The following is an 18,058-nucleotide window of genomic DNA, read 5'->3' as shown; positions in this document are numbered from 1 at the left end:
TTTAAAATAGTTGTTACGTATGAAAAGAGAAAAGTGAAGAAAAATATCTTTAAGGAAATAACAAAATAGCCCTAAGCCCTGGATTTGCATTTTCAAGTAACAATTCACCCCCGTGAAGCTTCATAACCGCTTTTGCTATACTTAAACCAATCCCAAACCCAGGTTGTGTGCGGCTTTCTTCAAGACGAACAAATCGTTCTGTCACTTTTTCACGTTTATCCTCTGCTATTCCTGGTCCATTATCGCTCACAACAACTAATAAATGTGCATCACGATATTCCATTGATAAGCAAACCTTCGCTTGCCTTCCACCTTTAGGCGCATATTTAATTGCATTATCTATAAGATTAAAAATTGATTGTGCAACAAGCTCACGATTCAATTTTAGCTCTTTATCAAATATATCTCCCAACTGAAGTAAAACACCTGACTCCTCAGCAAAAGGTTCGTAAAGCTCAACAGCATCCTCAATAATCAGTTTCATATTCATCATTTCAAGATGTTCAATTGCACTGCTGGCCTCAATACGTGAAATCATTAAAATCGCATTGAACGTACAAATAAGTTGATCTGACTCTGCAATAACCCTATCAAGGACCTGACGATATTCAAGCTTTGTCTTATTTCCTGAAAGTGCCTCTTCAGCGCGATTTCTAAGACGCGTTAACGGCGTTTTCAGATCATGAGCAATATTATCTGATACTTGACGTAAACCAATATTTAACTCTTCAATGCGGTCTAACATAACATTAAGATTGGTTGACAATCGATCAAACTCATCCCCTACTCCAGAAACAGGTAAACGCCCACTGAAATCACCATCCATCAAGCGCTGTGATGCAGCCGTTACATGATCAATCCTTTGTAAAGCTCTCCTGCCAACAAAAAACCATATGAGTAAAGCGCCTCCAACCATTGCAGCAAGTGCAATGATCACAGCTTTGCGAATAACAACAGCAAAACGTTCTGGCTCATCCAAATCACGTCCTATAAGAATCTTCATAGCATTAGGCAAATCAACAATAACCGCCAAAGCGCGATGTTCACTTGTTTTGCCATGTTCTCCAAAACGGGAATACAAAAAAGAGGTAGAAATAAAACCACTCTGATTCAAAAGACCTAATTCAATACGTGCTACATTTCCTGCTAAAATACGCCCCATAGAATCTGTAACAAGATAAAGAAATGCTCCTGGTTGTCTTGAACGATAATCAATAGTGCGCATTAATAAGGATAATCCCCCATAATTATAAGCATTTTCAATATACTTTAATTCTTCATGTAAAGCCTGTTCAGTTTGCTCTGTTAACAATGAAGCAGAAAATGCCGTCATATAAATAGAAAGTCCTGTTGCCACCAATCCAAACAATAAAATGTAAAGTGCTGAAAGCCTTAGCGCCGTCGTGCGCATTATATTAATCAAACGATTCATGCTTTGTTATCTGGTACTTTCAGCATATATCCAGCTCCACGCACTGTATGGAGAAGGGGAACATCAAAATCTTTTTCAATTTTGGCTCTCAAACGAGAGATATGGACATCAATGACATTCGTTTGTGGATCAAAATGGTAATTCCAAACGTTTTCCAAAAGCATAGTGCGTGTAACAACCTGCCCCGCATAACGCATCAAATATTCAAGTAAACGAAACTCTCGTGGTTGCAATAGAATGTTTCTATCACCTCGTTTTACCGTATGTGCTAACCGATCAAGCTCAAGATTACCTACACAGTAAACAGTTTCTGCTTCTTTAGGATTTTTCCGCCGTTGTAAAACTTCAACACGCGCAAGAAGTTCAGAAAAAGCATAAGGCTTTGTCAAATAATCATCTCCCCCTGCACGCAGCCCCGTTACACGATCATTAACTTGCCCTAAAGCAGACAGAATAAGAACCGGTGTTTCATTGCCTTTAGCGCGCAATTCAGCAATAATAGAAAGACCATCACGATGCAAAAGCATTCGGTCAACAACCATAATGTCATAATTTTCCGTGGTTGCTAAAGCATATCCCGTATCCCCATCATAAGCAACATCAACAGAATGCCCTACTTCCAAAAATGCTTTTTCGAGATAATGCCCCGTCTCATGATCATCTTCAATAACGAGTATCTTCATAAAACGTATCTCCATTATTTTATTATGTTGTAGGACAAATATTTAATAAACATTTGTTCTACAACTAAAGCCTTATTTTTTGAAAATTGGAAGAGCAACAAAACGATTTTGATCATTTGTTCGCACTTGTAAGAGTATAGCCTTTCGTCCTAACTGCTGAGCATTTTTGATTGTGTTAATAATATCAGAGACTCGTTTAACCGGTTTATTATTTACTGTCACAATGATATCACCAGGGCGTATCCCTTTATCTGCAGCATCTGAATCGGTATCGACATCCGTTACGACAACCCCTACACCATCATCAGAAGGCATAACAATCAAACCATAATTTTCCAATGTTTCATCTAAATCACTATGTCCATTTGAATATTTTGAAGTCTCTTTCTTACTTTCATCTTCAGACATTGAAGCGAGTTTAACCTTTATACTCTCCTCCTTACCTGATCTCCAAATCCCTATGGTTACCATTTCTCCTGGTTTAATATTTGCAATACGTTTCGCCAACTCACGCGCATCAGCAACTTTTTCATTATTCACTGAAATAATTACATCACCCGCTTTAATACCAGCTTTTTCTGCCGGTCCTTTTAACGGATCAGTAACCAAAGCACCTTTGGCTTCTTTCAATCCTATTGAATCGGAAATCTCCTTTGTTACCGGCTGAATCTGAACACCTAACCAACCACGTTGAACTGAACCTTTTTCAATAAGTTGTTGTACAACCTGTTTTACAGTCGCTGCTGGAATAGCAAAAGCAATCCCAACATTTCCTCCAGAAGGAGAAAAAATTGCTGTATTAACCCCAACAACCTTTCCATTAAGATCAAACGTTGGACCACCAGAGTTTCCTCTATTAACAGCAGCATCAATCTGAATAAAATCATCGTATACACCAGTGCCAATATCACGTCCACGTGCAGAAACAATACCTGCTGTCACAGTTCCACCAAGACCAAATGGATTCCCAATGGCAACAACCCAATCCCCAACACGAAGCTTTGAATCATCACCAAAATCAACATAAGAAAATTTTCTTTTATCATTCACTTTTAGTACGGCAAGGTCGGTTTTGGGATCTTTCCCAATGAGCTTTGCATTCAATTCTGTACCATCATCAAGAACAACAGTATAACTTGTTCCATCAGAAATCACATGATCATTGGTCACAATGTAACCATCAGATGAAATAAAAAAACCCGATCCAAAAGCAACAGGACGGAGTCTCTGCGATTGGTGCGGAAATTTATTTTTAGGTTTATCAAAATCATAAAACTCTTTAAAAAATCTTTTTAAAGGATGCTGATCTGGTAATTGATCAAGTCCTGGACCACTAAAAAAGTTGCTAAAGAACCTATCTTCTTTCTTTTTATTACTCTTTACTTGTACTGCTACAACGGCTGGTTTCACTTGAGCAACAATATCGGCAAATCCCTGTTGTTGCATTAACGAAGTAAATACAGAACTTGCATGAGCCTTTGTCATCCACAAGCTTGATGTACATCCACTAAAAAACAGTCCACTTTCCAATATCGCAGAAAAACTCACTGCGACAAATGTTTTAAAGAAAGCCTTTTTAACCATTTATTCTATGCTCCTATTCAATCATACCTTTATTTCAATTCCGATCACTTATAAAATACCAGACCTTACCGTTTTCTGTCTAAATTATTAAAGTTTTGTAAGGTTTCAGTATTCCCTAATATAATTACAATAAGATTGTCTGCTTATTGCAGATGTTCTGATTTTTTTCTTTTATGTAATATTTTTTTTAATGCAATGACATTTTTGACTGTTCTTTTTCATTCACATAACGCATGATTATTCCGTTTGAAGTGGAAAAATATGATACTTACGCCAATGATAATAATGATCAAAGGCGAGAACCATAAAAACCAAGTTATTTTATTCAATGGTGGTTTCAAGAGAATAAATTCACCATATCGCTCAACAAGAAAGTCAGTGACTTGCTGATTACTATAGCCCATTTTTAGCCTTTCCCGAATTAAAAGCCGTAAATCACGTGCTAAAGCAGCATCTGAATCATCAATTGATTGATTTTGACAAACCGGACAACGTAAATGCGATGAAATATGGCGTGCTCGCGCTTCAAGAATCTTATCCTTTAAAATCTCATCCGGCTCTACTGCTATTGCTAATCGAAAAGGAAACGTTGCAATTAAAAAAAATACAATCCAAAGAATTTTTTTCATCTCAATGTCTTTTCCAAAAATTTAAAGCAAGCACTACCTTATTGTACATGCCAATGCGAAACCAATACCCCAAAAGAGAAAGACATCCCCCCATAGCCATCATGAATGCCCCTAACCAAATACATATTACATAAGGCTTCCACCATACGTGCACAACGAGACCCCGATTATCGATATGTCCCGGTATAATATATAGCTGTGATAAGCCATGATTTTTAAGACCAACTTCTGTTGTTGATGTATTTTGGCTTGAATAAAATCGCTTTGAAGCTGTTACATGACCTACAATGTTTTTATTTTCACATATTTTAAAATAAAACTCCATTGTCGAATAATTCGAACCAACACCATCATACACTGCATCAAAATGAAGCGTTTTATCCGCTATCGTCACCCTATCCCCTACGTTCATGATTAAAATACGTTCTTGCCCAAAACTTGCCACGCAAACAATACCAAATAATGTAACGCTTAATCCCATATGTGCTATTGCTGCACCAAAAGTAGACCATGGCAATCCAAGAAATCTCTTAACGCGTACTGAAAAAGCTCTCTTGCCATATCCACTCTTTCCCCATAGATCCGCTACACTGCCTAAAAAAACAAACGCTGAAAGCCCAATCCCTAAAACTGCAAAAATATCACGCACAGATGTCGCATAAAATATTATAAAACAGACGATACCAACCAATACAAAAACAAACCACAACCGTTCAAAAACTGCAAGAAAATCACCGCGTTTCCATGCCATCATTGTCCCAAACGGAACAAACAACAACAGCAAAACCATTAGCGGTCCACAGGTAAGGTTAAAAAAAGCAGCCCCTACAGAAATTTTTTGCCCTGTTAATATCTCAATAAAATAAGGATAAAGTGTACCAATCAATACTGTTGCTGTTATTGTTGTCAGTAACAAGTTATTTAAAACAATAAACCCTTCACGTGAAATTGGTTGAAAAAATCTTTCTGTTTTTAAAATAGGGGTACGCAAAGCAAAAAGAAGAAAAGCAGCTCCCGTAAAAAAAAATAAAAGAGCAAGAATTGCTTGCCCGCGTACTGGATCAACAGCAAAACTATGAACAGAAACTAAAAGCCCAGAACGCACAAGAAAAGTTCCTATCAGAGAAAGGGAAAAAGTAAGCAGCGCTAAAAACAGAGTCCAACTTTTCAATATTTCTCGTTTTTCGAGAACAAGAGCAGAATGTAAAAGAGCCGTTCCTGAAAGCCAAGGCATAAACGAAACATTTTCAACAGGATCCCAAAACCAATAGCCCCCCCATCCTAGCTCATAATAAGCCCAATAAGAGCCAACCATAATACCCAATGTCAAAAAACACCAAGCAAGTAAAAGCCACGGACGAATCCCACGCGCCCAAATTCTATCAACATGTCCCATAATCAATGCCGCAACGGCAAAAGAAAAACAAAGTGAAAAACCAACATAACCTAAATAAAGTAGCGGTGGATGAATTGCTAATGCGATATCTTGCAAAAGAGGATTGAGACCATTTCCCTGCAATGCTGGTGGATTTACGCGTAAAAATGGATTGGATACAAAAAGAATAAATAAAAGAAAAGCAGTTGTAATCCAACTTTGGCAAATTAAAACAAGCGTCTTAAAATCTTCTGGCAAATGTTGGCTAAAAAAAGCCATCAATGCACTAAAAAAAGCAAGACTTAAAACCCACAACAACATAGAGCCTTCATGGTTGCCCCAAACACCTGTAATTTTATAGAGTATCGGTTTTTCTGAATGAGAATTCTCAACAACGTTCAAAACAGAAAAATCCGATACAACATAAGCATAAATTATCACTAAAAAAGATAAAAGCAGTAATGTAAAAGTAATATATGTTAAAGGAACAGCTGTTTGCATTAACAAACGCTCTCTCCACCAAAAACCTAAAGCAGGTAAAAATGCCCCTAATAAGCTTACTGAAAATGCTGCAGCTAAAAAAATATGACCCAGTTCGACAAGCACAATCGAATTATTTCTCCATAATGTAATGTTTTTTCAAACGATCAGCTGTTTCTTTAGGCATATAAGTTTCATCATGTTTTGCTAAAATACGCATCCCTATAAAAAAGCCCTGTTTATCGAAATGCCCTTCTACAATCACCCCCTGACCTTCACGAAAAAGATCCGGTAAGGCACCATTGAAAACTACTTTTTCATGTTTTTTGTTATCCGTTACAAAAAAAACAACGCCTCTCTCTCCAACATATTGAACAGTTCCCTTTTCAACAAAGCCACCCAAACGCAAAGGGCGCTCCGTTAAAATATCTTCTCTTGTAATTTCAGAGGGCATTCTAAAAAAACTGACCGCATGACGCATTGCATACACTATGAGACTTGCTGCAATTGTCATAACCAAACAACATAATAATATGATCAGTAAGCGCCTTTTTTTTCGCTGCTCTAAAATAACCTTCCATGAGGCAGAATTCTTTAAAGATTGACTGTTCATAGACACTCTGCGAAAAAATTTTAAATACGTTATAATTAAGTATCAATATTTTATTTTTTAAGAGCTTTGCACATCTTCTACATAGGTGCAAGATTTCTTTTCTTTGTATGCTCACTCGATAAACCACGTAACTGAATCATCATTTTTTTAACACGTGATTGTCCTGAAAAATTTTCAGGCATTGTATCAAGAAAGCTTTGTAAAAATTGCACTGCCTGCGCAGTTTTTCCTGCTTGATGCAATGCATCGGCTAACAATAAACGTGGATAAAAATCTGTTGGCGCTAAATCTGCTGCTTTTTGAAAAGCATTTTGCGCTTCTTGCGTTATCACTCCCCCTTCATAACCAACCAATGCTAAACCGTATCCTACAAGCCTTGGAGCTGTTTCTCCATTCAAACGAAGTGCATCTAAATAAGTATTCACTGCTTCTTGAAAAAGGCTTTCTTCGAGATACCCTACCGCTAACGCATCTGCTAGCTTGCCATCATGAGGTGCACGGAAAAAAAGCACTTGTAAACGAATAAGCTTTTCTTGCTTACTAAGAGTTTGCGGATCCTTATCCATTAATTCGCTAAAAAAATAACTTTTCACTTCTGGATTGCCTGTCAGCCCATAAATATTCCATGTCATAAGGAGAACAAACAAGATACTTAAAGCCTTAAGAATATTTCTTTTTTTATAATGCATATAAAGCTTGTTAAACTCAATCATACGCTTATGGCTTCTATAACCATCCACGGTTTGAACTTTCCATTCTTTTTTTATCTCATCGTCAAAACGTAGTGAAAGAAAAAGAACACTTGCCAGAAAAATCAGAAAAAATGCTGCAAAAATTAATAAGAGCATATCGTTTTTTCCAATACGAACAGAGAATAACCCGCTTACATTTTATCCTCTTCATGAGAAAAGTGATGTAAATTAATTAAAATTCATTTTTTCATGGAGAATATTATAAAATCTATTATATACATCAATTAAACAAAGAAACTAAAAACAATGTTTCCCTATTCTGTTGATGTGTTGTCTGAAAATACTGCTTTACAAACTTTATAGACATTTCTTGCTTAAGGAGAAAATATGTTATTCTCCCATCTTAGGTAATAAAACTTTTGCATACAATCCACCCAAATCAGAACGTGATAAAAAGAGATTGCCACCATATTCACTGACCATATCTGAAACAATTGCTAACCCTAAGCCTGACCCTAGTTTACTTTCATTAAACCGCCGCCCTCTTTTTAATGCTTCATCAATTTTGTCTTCTGTTAAACCAGGACCATCATCTTCTACAAAGATACTAAAATATTCTGTTTCTTCAGCATTTTCTTCTAAACAACAAGAGATCAAAACCTTTGCGCGAGACCACTGAGTAGCATTTTCAATCAGATTCCCTATAATTTCTTCTAAATCTTCCTTCTCTCCAGAAAAAACAATATCATCAACATCCATAATAAATTGAATTTGTTTTTCAGGATTAAGCTTTTTCATAACCCGCACCAAGCGTTCAAGCACACTGCGAACAGACGTATGATAGACAACACTATCGCATTGTGCTGCAATCCGCGCACGCTGAAGATAATGATTGATTTGAGCTTGCATTATTTGCGTTTGCTCTCTCAACAAACTAGCCTTTTCTCCGCGCATCTTATCTGTCTCATTCATAATCACGGATAGAGGCGTCTTCAATGAATGCGCGAGATTACCAACCTGTGTGCGAAATCGCTCAATAATACGCTGATTATTATTAATGAGAGCATTCATCTCTTGTACAAGCGGCATCACTTCGCTTACTAAATCCGTATTCACATAATGAACTCTTCCTTCGCGAATATCATTCAATGCACGTCGAATAAGCTTCAACGGTTGAAAACTAAAGAAAATAATAGCAATATTAATAAGAACACTCCCGATACCGAAACTCCAAAGAAAAATTTGCAAAGTTCGCTTAAATTCCTTTACCTGGGCATGAGCTTCATCGATATTCCCAACAAGCCGAAAACGTGCAATATGATTTTTATTATCAAGAACAACATCACTCTCAATCACTTGTAGCTTTTGACCATTGTTCCCCGTTATCCGATAAGAGCGAAAGAATTTATTGTTAAAAGGTATATCAACATCACTTGGTGTAAATATCTCGCCTGTTCCCAATGAGGGGGATGTCAATCTTCCTTTTAAATTATGGGATATCGCAACAACTTCCCAATACCATCCTGTTGTTGGATCAGAATAACGAATATCATCAATCCCAGCCCCTCCTCTTAAAGTACCTTCTGATGACACCGTCACTGTTGCAATAAGACTGTAGAGTTGAGCAGAAAGGATACGCTCTAGACTTTGTTCAGTTGAACGCTTATAAAATAAAATACTTACTGCAGAAATCGATAAAATAGAAATAACAACCCATAATGTTGATAAGATCATAACACGTAAACTGAGAGATCGAGTAATTACAAAAAAGAACCTCCTATACCAATTATTCTCTTCAAAAACATTCATTAATCACCTCGCGTTCTCACGCGATATCCCATTCCTCGAATAGTTTCAATCAAATCCACTCCAAGCTTTTTCCGTAACCGACCTACAAAGACTTCCACTGTATTCGAGTCCTTATCAAAATCCTGATCATAAAGATGTTCAGTAAGCTCTGTTCTTGAAATGACCCTGTCACAATGATGCATGAGATACGAAAGCAGTCTGAATTCATAAGATGTTAGTTTAATCAATTGACCATCCACAAAAACACGAGACGTCTTTGTATCCAACAAAACATTTCCGCAACATAATGCACTTGTCGCATGTCCCGTAGTGCGACGAATTAATGCTCGCAAGCGCGCCATCACTTCCTCCAAATGAAATGGCTTCACAACATAATCGTCAGCTCCAGCATCAATACCGTGCACCTTATCAGACCAACGGTCTCGCGCTGTTAGCATTAAAACAGGCATGGAGAGCCCTTCTTGACGCCACTTTTCAACAACACTAATACCATCAATCTGCGGTAAACCTATATCAAGTATCACCGCGTCGTAAGACTCTGTGCTACCTAAAAAATAAGCCTCTTCACCATCGAAGGCACTATCGGAAACATATCCTGCACGTCTTACAGCTTCTGCTAATTGATGGTGAAGATTCCGATCATCTTCAACGATTAAGATACGCATCACAACACCATCTGCTAAAGACTAATCAGCAGGAACAAAAAACTCAACACGACGTAACTTTTCACCATTACGGGCTGGTACAACAACCACAATTGCACACATGTCCTTTCCCTCCTGAACAACCGGTTTTGAACGGACGAGAACCCCGCTCTCTTGCGCGGCAGCCTTCTTACCTACTTCAGCACACCCAGAAGCTCGAACAGAATCTGCTCCTAAAAAAGCTGCTATTATTACGAACAAGATTTTTTTTTTCATCATAAATACTTCAATAACCCATCTCTTCTCTTCCTTGATAAAGGATAAAAGAAATAATGGTTTTTTTAGTCGATTAAAAAATTACAAATGAAAACAATTTATCCTCTATCTTACAGAAGAACATATTAACATTACTCCAAATTTTTAAAAAATCAAAAAAATATTTTTAATAATGAGAATAAAAATTATTCAATAAAATAATAAAATATTAATATACTATCTTACAAAAAATGCATAATTCTAAAACAAATTCTTTCTCTGTTAGAACTATAGAAAAAAAATACTTCTACTCCATATAATTATGGTAGATTTGTTTGGTTGTATTGCTTTGCCATAGGCTCTCTTTAAATGTTTGATTTTTTTAAAAAAAAGAAAGGGCAACACCGTAAGCCATTTCATAGTCCTGCTCTCATTGAATTAGACGCACGATTAGACACAGCGCTGTATCACATTCATTCTGCTAACAGTTTTTTCTGGAAAAAGGCAAAAATCGTCTCACAAAATTTTCATCTTCAAGGATGGAAACGTTTTATCGTTGAAGTTCTCGATGAAATACTAACATTAGGGTTGATGGGATTTACTCTTTTTACCATTTTGGGCATTTCTGTTTTTGAACTGACCAAAACAGATTGGTCTTCTCCTAAAAACTTTTCCATTCTTTTTCTAGATCGCTATGGAAATTCCATTGGGCACCGTGGTGCACTGCCGGCAATCTCTGTCCCCGTTGAAGAAATGCCTGACACTGTCATTAAAGCGGTTCTCGCTACAGAAGACCGTCGTTTTTTTGATCATTGGGGTATTGATTTTCAAGGACTTACACGGGCAATTTCACAAAATATGCAAGCTAAAGGCGTGGTGCAAGGTGGTTCAACTCTCACACAACAATTGGCTAAAAATTTATTTTTAACAAACGAAAGAACCATAACACGTAAAATCAAAGAAGCTTATCTTGCTCTTTGGCTAGAAGCAAATTTTAGCAAAAAGCAGATTTTACAACTTTATCTTGACCGAGCCTATATGGGAGGAAACAATTTTGGTATTGCCGCAGCGGCAAAATTTTATTTTGGAAAAAACATACGCCATATATCTTTAAGTGAATCTGCTATGTTAGCAGGACTCTTTAAAGCTCCAACAAAATATGCTCCTCATAGTCATCTCTTTGCTGCTCAAACACGTGCCAATGTCGTCCTTTCTAATCTTGTTAATAGTGGCTTTATGACGAAGAGCCAAATTATCAATGCGCATCGCCACCCTGCTAAGGCACTTCCCCAAATAGAAAATAATCAGCCAGATTATTTTCTTGATTGGGCATTCGAGGAAGTCAAAAAAATGCGTAATCAACTTCCAAGCCATAGTTTAATTATTCAAACAACCCTTGATCCGAATATTCAAAAAGCAGCAGAAGAATCAATCGCATATCATTTACATCAATATGGTCAACAATATCGCGTAACCCAAGCTGCCACCGTTATACTCGATAATAACGGTGCCGTATGCGCAATTGTTGGAGGACTAGATTATAAAAAGAGCCAATTTAACAGAGCGACACAAGGCGGACGGCAAACTGGTTCTTCATTCAAACCTTATGTTTACGCAACCGCACTGGAACACGGACTGTCTCCCTCGACAATCGTTTTAGATGCTCCTATCAATTGGGGAGGTTGGACACCCAAAAATAATTCTGGTCGTTATTTGGGGAAAATTGATTTAGCAACAGCTTTAGCTTTTTCCATTAATACAGTCCCTGTGTATCTCACCTATCAATATCTTAACCGTGATACCCAACCCATCATAGATCTCATCAAGAATATGGGAATTAACGCGCATATTTTATCACACAAAACAATGATTCTTGGCACTTCCAATATGACCCCCATGGATCAAGCAACTGGCTTTAATGTCTTTGCGAATGGCGGGATAGCTGGTAATCGTCATGGGTTCACGCAAATCAGAACAATCGATGGGCATGTGGTATGGGATTTCGAACATAACAGAAATAAGTTACACCGAGTTCTGAGTGAACAATCAACAGCTTATATGAACCAAATGATGGTGGGTGTCACGACACGAGGATCTGGTAAGCGTGCTGCTCTGCCCATGACTCTCGTCGCAGGGAAAACTGGAACATCACAATCTTATCGTGATGCTTGGTTTGTTGGCTTTACAGGCAATTATACGGGAGCCGTATGGATGGGAAATGATAACTTTTCACCGATGAATCGTGCTTTTGGGGGTGGCGTTCCTGCCATGATATGGCATCGCATCATGCTTGCTGCACATCAAAATATCATGCTCAAACAGCTCTATGGTGTTAAAGATTCTCTCCTTCCTTATCAGCCCCCAATACTTTCCTCCCATGCAGATTCTGAAGTTCCTCCTCCAATACCTTCTACACTTTCTCCTGAAACATTAAATATCGTGCGATTGATTAACAAAGATCTGAAAAAAACATCTGCAATTTCTTTGAAAATGAAAACAACTGGAGATTCAACATTTTGAATTCAAGATATTCACTGATGTTTTTTAATATCACCATTTTCTTTTTTATCTTCGCTTTTTCCATTTTATGTGGAAAACTGAGTGTCGATTATGTGCTCAATTCCTTTCCTCATTTTGGACGCTTTAGAATTGGAAAATGGAGTGCTTATCCACAAATGGGAACAGCCAATATGGATCCTTATAACCGCGCCCGCACCGCTAAACAAAGCATTGTTTCACTCGGACGAACTGAAGGTATTCAATTCCAGATTTGGCAAGATAACCAAGGGCGTCCACTTCATCATCACTGTCATTATTTGCTCAAAGGCACCATCCCTGAAACCCGTCTTTTTACCCTTTATACAGCTGACAAGTCCCTTAAACCCTATACTTCATCCAAAGAAATACCTTTTGAACTCCACACTGACAATATTATCTATGAGCATGATGGCTCATTGCGCATTAATATTTCACCCACACCGCAAACCGGCAATTGGCTTGCAACAGTTAGTCAAAAAGAATTCGGGCTTATTCTTACTTTATACGATACCCCAATCATCTCAGCAACGGCATTACAAACGCTTACAATGCCATCAATAGAACAAATCCCATCAGGACAAATAAATTGTGACTAGATTTATTTATACCGCACTTCTTGCAATCATTGGCGCTATTATCGTTCATATTTGCGTTCTCTTTCTGATCCCCACCTGGGCACAGGATAATATATGGACAGCACTTAAAAAATCCGGAGCCCCTTATCAATTTGTCGATTTTACTCCCGATAATCCTATTCAACAATCTGCTGATCCCCTCTTTCTTCTTAAAGTCTGTAGATTTAACCTTGAAAATGGACCTGTTCATTTAAAAGCTTTGAAAACACGACAATTTTGGTCACTAGCAGCCTACACACACGACGGAATTATTTTCTATAGCCTTAATGACCGAACAGCCCCTGATGCGACACTCGATCTTATCATTGGAAAACCAATACAAATCATAGAACTCAAAAAATCAAAACCTAAAAAAAATACCAATTCAGTTTTGGTTGCTAAAAATTTGAATGAAGGGTTTGTTATTTTACGTACTTTTGTCCCTTCTTCCCTTGCGAAAAAAGAAAGTGAAGCTTTCCTTTCATCTGCGACCTGCCGTATATTTTATGAATAAAAACCGACTAACCTCTCATTTGTACAACACCTTACTTTCTATACAAAATACATGAAGCCTATCAAAATGGTTATCTTTTTTCTCTATTAATTGAATATTCAAATTTATCTGATTATAAATCCCTCAATTTTTTATTGATATATAATGAAATCTCTATTGCACATCATCATATCCTATTTGATACGCATTATCTGACAGAAAAAACTCCCCGCAATCAGAAGAGAAAAATCAAGAGTAAAGCTCTAAAAAAATATGCTGCTAACAATTGTAAAACTTGTTATTTGAGTTTATTTTTTTTATTTACAAACATTCCCATAAAATTCGCATCAATGACATGATAAACTATAGAAGAAATACTGTTTACCTTCAATAAAGTGCGAAAATAATCGCTGGAAACTTATAAGACATTACGCATCCTTGACCTCAAAAATAAGTGCTTTATTTTTCTCTTATAAGCAGAAGCTTTTTGTACGATAGGCACTCTGAAAAAACTTGGCTTATAGTTTACAATTGAGGGGAAAAAACTTCATGAAGAAGAGATATGTTCGGTTCGTTTCAAGAGCAGCAGTATGGTCCCCTCGATTTGGTGGATTGTCGTTCTTTATTTTATTATTTTCAGTCATTTTACAACGTTTTTCCGTTATTAACGTAACCGATTTCATAATTTTGATAGGTATCTCTACTGGCTGTGTAATTATTTCTCTTTTTCTGGCTATTAAAGCACTTCATAGTTTATGGTTATATGGTGCTCTAGGGGGAATGAAAGCTTTAAAAGGGATCATTTATTCATTAATAACGGCTACACCACTGATGCTCTTTTGGGGACTTTGGTTTACCTTACCGGCTCTTTACGACGTTTCTACCGATACACAAAAACCGCCGGCTTTTTTTCGCACAATACGTCCCAGCGATGCTTTACCGCTCAAAAGTGTTTTGACTGAACAAGCAGCAATACAGATGTCACAATGGCCAGAAATATCGGGGCGCCGTTATGATGGCTCACCTAACCGTATTCGCGAATCCGTTCTTAATGTTTTAGCTGCGTATGATTGGCCTGTTGTAGCGCAACGAGAATTCAAAGGCGAAGAAAATGAAATTTATATCGAAACGAGAGCAAAAACTTTTTACCTTGGCTTTATTTTAGATATTGTTATTCGTTTAACTGATGAAGGGGATACAACTTTTGTTGATATGCGTTCTGCTTCTCGTTATTTGCCAAGAGATTTGGGGACAAATGCTGCTTTTATTATCGATTTTATGGATGCACTTGATACAGAAATCGCCTCACTTCCTCTTTCTGAAGATGATGGATAAAAATCAAGAGAGATAAGGCACTTTATTTCATAAAAATTGCTTATTTTTCAATAAATATGACACATAAGAAGAGAATCACTTTTCAAAAACTATAAACTGACAATGCTTATACAAAAGACAATAATCTCAAAACAACTCATTCTTTAAATAATTAAAAAGATTCAAAAATAGGAAATAAAAAACAGAACTCTTGATGATAATACTGATTTAAAGTATCTATCACAATGTAATCAGTAAACATTTTTTTAAAGATAAATATTATATAAAAATAATAACTTATTTTTTATAAATAACTCTACAAATAACACCTTATAATTATATTTTTAAAATAATATAACAAATTGATTTTATATTATTTTAAAATTCCCATATATTTAACTAATAAATTTCCAGAATAATATAATATAAAAAACATAATTGTTGATAATATTGTCTTTTTTATACTCCAGTTCTCACCTTTAAATCTATTGTAAAAAAACATGCAAAATCCAAAATAAAACATCTATTATCATACACAAAAATATCCCTGAAATCAGTTTAGCCATAACTTTAAAGTGTGTTTACAGTATTACTGATCTCAGAAATATCTTACTAGCTATTTTCTAAATAAATTAGAAACAGCATCTCTCCACTTTACGGATGACATTGCTGATACTTATCTTTAAAACCGTTAATAGCTCCTAGTAATCCGCCTCCTACTGCTCCACCGAGCACACCAAAAGGACCTTCAGCTACTCCAATTATTGCTCCTCCCACTGCTCCTGCGCCTCCCTTTATGGCCGCTGATTCGACATAATCGCCTACTTCACAACTTGGATTCGGATGGCATTGATTGTACTTATCTATCAAACCGATAGCAGCTCCTAATAATCCGCCTCCTACTACTCTAGGTAGACCAGCTACTGCACCCAGCCCCTCCTCCTAATAAGGCTCCCACGAGACCGCCTGTGCCTACTGTTTGAGCATAAGAGCCTGCGCTACAATCATCTTCTTCTGGAAAAAGAAAACTTTTTGGATGTGAGTTACTAATTGAATCATGTGATGAGCATGCTATTTAGCAAAAAAATCAAATATAATTCGTAAAATGTATAAATTATGATAAATAATAAAATGCTGATAATAACGTAATTCTATATTATTTTAAAATTCCCGTATATTCAATTAATAAATTTGCAGCATAATATAGTATAAAAAACCTAATTGTTGATAATATTTCCATTTTTATACTCCAGTTCTTACCTTTAAATCTATTGTAAAAAAACATGCAAAGTCCAAATCCAATTGCTGTCATTAAGGAGCTAGTAAAAGTATACATAACAAAAAATCCAGACTGAAATTTCATCCACTTTATGAATGATTTAATAGAGAGAGAGCAATAGAGTATAATTCAAATAATAAACTTAACTCAAATAATTATAATTTTATATATAAATAATTTTTATAAAATTCCCATATATTTAACTAATAAACTTCCAGAATAATATATTATAAAAAATATAATTGTTGATAATATTATCCTTTTTATACTCCAGTTCTCACCTTTAAATCTATTGAAAAAAAACATGAAAAATCCAAATGCAATTGCTGTCACTAAGGAACTAATAAAAGTATACATGACAAAGAATCCAAAATAAAATATCTATTATCATACACAAAAATATCCCTGAAATCAGTTTAGCCATAGCTTTAAAGTATGTTTACAATATCACTGATCTCAGAAATATCTTTATCGTTATTTTCTAAATAAATTAGAAACAGTGTCCCTCCACTTTACGGATGGCATTGATTGTATTTATCTATAAAACCGGTAGCAGCTCCTGTTAGTCCGCCGCCTACTGCTCCACCGAGCGCACCAACAGGACCTCCAGAAGCTCCTGCTATTCCACCTCCTATTGCTCCTATCCCTCCCTTTATGGCAGCTGATTCAACGTAATCGCCTACTTGACAACTCGGATTTGGATGACATTGATTATACTTATCTACAAAACCGTTAGCTGCTCCTGTTAGTCCGCCGCCTACTGCTCCAGTGAACGTACCAACAGGACCTGCCACTGAACCACCTAATGCTCCTCCTAGTGCTCCTATCCCTCCCTTTATGGCCGATGCTTCAACGTAATCGCCTACTTCACAGCTCGAATTCGGATGAAATTGATTGTACTTATCTACCAAGGCATCACCAGCTCCTCCTATTCCGCCGCTTACTGCTCCACCGAGAAAGCCAGCACCTGCACCTCCTGATCCAGCAATAGAACCTCCCGCTGCACCAGCACCACCTCCTAATACTAATCCTACAATGCCGCCTTTACCTGCTTCTTGAGCATAAGCGTCTGTATTATGATCATCTTCTGGAAAAAGCCAACTTTTTGGATGTGAGTTACTACTTGAATCACCAGCTCCTCCTATTCCGCCGCTTACTGCTCCACCGAGTAAGCCAGAACTGACACCTCCCGGTCCAGAAAAAAGACCTCCAACTGCACCAGCAATACCTCCTATTACGTCTCCTATGATGCCGCCTGCACCTGCTGCTTGGGCATGAGCGCCTGTACTATAATCATCTTCTGGAAAAAGCCAACTTTTTGGATGTGAGTTACTACTTGAATCATGTGATGAGCTTGAACTACCCATTTAAATCCTCCTTTTATTATTAAAAATAACTGTATCACAACGATACAGCGAGAATTTGATTATTATTCATTTTAGAAAATGTCAAATATAATTTGTATAAATAACAATAAAAATACTGTATAAACAATAAATACATTATGTTTATATTATATTCATACAAAATGTATATTTTGTTGAGTAATAATACTATTTACAATACTGTTTAAATATGCGACATCCATCGCTCTTTCTCTTAAACAAAATCATAAAATCAAATG

General features: G+C 36.6%; 16 protein-coding genes. 4 read left to right on the top strand and 12 right to left on the bottom strand.

Annotation, left to right across the window (positions count from 1 at the left end; all coding sequences use genetic code 11):
- Window positions 1-49: 49 nt before the first annotated feature.
- The 10 genes from ACFINU_RS01035 to ACFINU_RS00990 form a co-directional block, all read right to left on the bottom strand.
- On the bottom strand, window positions 50-1,432 hold the full coding sequence (locus ACFINU_RS01035; RefSeq protein WP_375617584.1) for an ATP-binding protein: 1,383 nt from the start codon (window positions 1,430-1,432) through the stop codon (window positions 50-52).
- Window positions 1,429-2,115 (bottom strand): winged helix-turn-helix domain-containing protein, encoded by a 687-nt coding sequence (locus ACFINU_RS01030; RefSeq protein WP_375617583.1) that lies wholly within the window; start codon window positions 2,113-2,115, stop codon window positions 1,429-1,431. The genes ACFINU_RS01035 and ACFINU_RS01030 overlap by 4 nt, the downstream gene beginning before the upstream one ends.
- 72 nt (window positions 2,116-2,187) lie before the next feature.
- On the bottom strand, window positions 2,188-3,699 hold the full coding sequence (locus ACFINU_RS01025; protein WP_375617582.1) for a Do family serine endopeptidase: 1,512 nt from the start codon (window positions 3,697-3,699) through the stop codon (window positions 2,188-2,190).
- Between the two features lie 218 nt (window positions 3,700-3,917).
- A complete protein-coding gene (locus tag ACFINU_RS01020; RefSeq protein WP_375611162.1) occupies window positions 3,918-4,328 on the bottom strand; it encodes a cytochrome c-type biogenesis protein CcmH in 411 nt (136 codons plus the stop codon).
- A gap of 1 nt (window position 4,329) precedes the next feature.
- Window positions 4,330-6,309 carry a heme lyase CcmF/NrfE family subunit gene (locus ACFINU_RS01015; protein WP_375617581.1) on the bottom strand — a complete coding sequence of 660 codons (1,980 nt, stop codon included), beginning with the start codon at window positions 6,307-6,309 and terminating at the stop codon, window positions 4,330-4,332.
- 7 nt (window positions 6,310-6,316) lie between these two features.
- Entirely contained in the window at window positions 6,317-6,796 is a 480-nt protein-coding gene (gene ccmE, locus ACFINU_RS01010) for a cytochrome c maturation protein CcmE (protein WP_375617580.1), read from the bottom strand.
- Between the two features lie 77 nt (window positions 6,797-6,873).
- Window positions 6,874-7,644 (bottom strand): tetratricopeptide repeat protein, encoded by a 771-nt coding sequence (locus ACFINU_RS01005; RefSeq protein WP_375617579.1) that lies wholly within the window; start codon window positions 7,642-7,644, stop codon window positions 6,874-6,876.
- Window positions 7,645-7,878: 234 nt separating this feature from the next.
- Window positions 7,879-9,297, bottom strand: coding sequence for an ATP-binding protein (locus tag ACFINU_RS01000; RefSeq protein WP_375617578.1), 1,419 nt, complete (start codon window positions 9,295-9,297; stop codon window positions 7,879-7,881).
- On the bottom strand, window positions 9,297-9,962 hold the full coding sequence (locus ACFINU_RS00995) for a response regulator transcription factor (protein ID WP_375606371.1): 666 nt from the start codon (window positions 9,960-9,962) through the stop codon (window positions 9,297-9,299). The genes ACFINU_RS01000 and ACFINU_RS00995 overlap by 1 nt, the downstream gene beginning before the upstream one ends.
- A 21-nt stretch (window positions 9,963-9,983) precedes the next feature.
- Window positions 9,984-10,220 (bottom strand): hypothetical protein, encoded by a 237-nt coding sequence (locus ACFINU_RS00990; protein WP_375617577.1) that lies wholly within the window; start codon window positions 10,218-10,220, stop codon window positions 9,984-9,986.
- A 345-nt stretch (window positions 10,221-10,565) separates the two neighbouring features.
- On the opposite strand from ACFINU_RS00990, the gene ACFINU_RS00985 reads away from it, so the two are divergent.
- From ACFINU_RS00985 to ACFINU_RS00970, 4 genes are all read left to right on the top strand, one after another.
- Window positions 10,566-12,716 carry a transglycosylase domain-containing protein gene (locus ACFINU_RS00985; RefSeq protein WP_375617576.1) on the top strand — a complete coding sequence of 717 codons (2,151 nt, stop codon included), beginning with the start codon at window positions 10,566-10,568 and terminating at the stop codon, window positions 12,714-12,716.
- Window positions 12,717-12,733: 17 nt separating this feature from the next.
- Window positions 12,734-13,330 (top strand): DUF1214 domain-containing protein, encoded by a 597-nt coding sequence (locus tag ACFINU_RS00980; protein ID WP_375617575.1) that lies wholly within the window; start codon window positions 12,734-12,736, stop codon window positions 13,328-13,330.
- Complete coding sequence (locus ACFINU_RS00975; RefSeq protein ID WP_375617574.1) at window positions 13,323-13,862, top strand: hypothetical protein; 540 nt, start codon at window positions 13,323-13,325, stop codon at window positions 13,860-13,862. Before ACFINU_RS00980 ends, ACFINU_RS00975 begins: the two co-directional genes overlap by 8 nt.
- Before the next feature lie 528 nt (window positions 13,863-14,390).
- A complete protein-coding gene (locus tag ACFINU_RS00970) occupies window positions 14,391-15,176 on the top strand; it encodes a DUF1499 domain-containing protein (RefSeq protein ID WP_375617573.1) in 786 nt (261 codons plus the stop codon).
- Between the two features lie 633 nt (window positions 15,177-15,809).
- Here ACFINU_RS00970 and ACFINU_RS00965 read toward each other — a convergent pair.
- Window positions 15,810-15,932, bottom strand: coding sequence for a hypothetical protein (locus ACFINU_RS00965; RefSeq protein ID WP_375617572.1), 123 nt, complete (start codon window positions 15,930-15,932; stop codon window positions 15,810-15,812).
- Window positions 15,933-16,946: 1,014 nt separating this feature from the next.
- On the bottom strand, window positions 16,947-17,801 hold the full coding sequence (locus tag ACFINU_RS00960; RefSeq protein ID WP_375617571.1) for a hypothetical protein: 855 nt from the start codon (window positions 17,799-17,801) through the stop codon (window positions 16,947-16,949).
- Between the last annotated feature and the right edge of the window lie 257 nt (window positions 17,802-18,058).

Source organism: Bartonella sp. AC130YNZD (genome assembly GCF_042196865.1).
GTDB lineage: Bacteria > Pseudomonadota > Alphaproteobacteria > Rhizobiales > Rhizobiaceae > Bartonella.
The sequence above is the reverse complement of the archived record's forward strand: the minus strand, read 5'-3'. Positions and strand labels throughout refer to the sequence as shown.

Coding starts and splice junctions, on each gene's coding strand:
- ACFINU_RS01035 (WP_375617584.1), bottom strand. CDS start 1,432: ATGAATCGTTTGATTAATATAATGCGCACGACGGCGCTAAGGCTTTCA.
- ACFINU_RS01030 (WP_375617583.1), bottom strand. CDS start 2,115: ATGAAGATACTCGTTATTGAAGATGATCATGAGACGGGGCATTATCTC.
- ACFINU_RS01025 (WP_375617582.1), bottom strand. CDS start 3,699: ATGGTTAAAAAGGCTTTCTTTAAAACATTTGTCGCAGTGAGTTTTTCT.
- ACFINU_RS01020 (WP_375611162.1), bottom strand. CDS start 4,328: ATGAAAAAAATTCTTTGGATTGTATTTTTTTTAATTGCAACGTTTCCT.
- ccmE (WP_375617580.1), bottom strand. CDS start 6,796: ATGAACAGTCAATCTTTAAAGAATTCTGCCTCATGGAAGGTTATTTTA.
- ACFINU_RS01005 (WP_375617579.1), bottom strand. CDS start 7,644: ATGCTCTTATTAATTTTTGCAGCATTTTTTCTGATTTTTCTGGCAAGT.
- ACFINU_RS01000 (WP_375617578.1), bottom strand. CDS start 9,297: ATGAATGTTTTTGAAGAGAATAATTGGTATAGGAGGTTCTTTTTTGTA.
- ACFINU_RS00995 (WP_375606371.1), bottom strand. CDS start 9,962: ATGCGTATCTTAATCGTTGAAGATGATCGGAATCTTCACCATCAATTA.
- ACFINU_RS00990 (WP_375617577.1), bottom strand. CDS start 10,220: ATGATGAAAAAAAAAATCTTGTTCGTAATAATAGCAGCTTTTTTAGGA.
- ACFINU_RS00985 (WP_375617576.1), top strand. CDS start 10,566: ATGTTTGATTTTTTTAAAAAAAAGAAAGGGCAACACCGTAAGCCATTT.
- ACFINU_RS00980 (WP_375617575.1), top strand. CDS start 12,734: ATGTTTTTTAATATCACCATTTTCTTTTTTATCTTCGCTTTTTCCATT.
- ACFINU_RS00970 (WP_375617573.1), top strand. CDS start 14,391: ATGAAGAAGAGATATGTTCGGTTCGTTTCAAGAGCAGCAGTATGGTCC.
- ACFINU_RS00960 (WP_375617571.1), bottom strand. CDS start 17,801: ATGGGTAGTTCAAGCTCATCACATGATTCAAGTAGTAACTCACATCCA.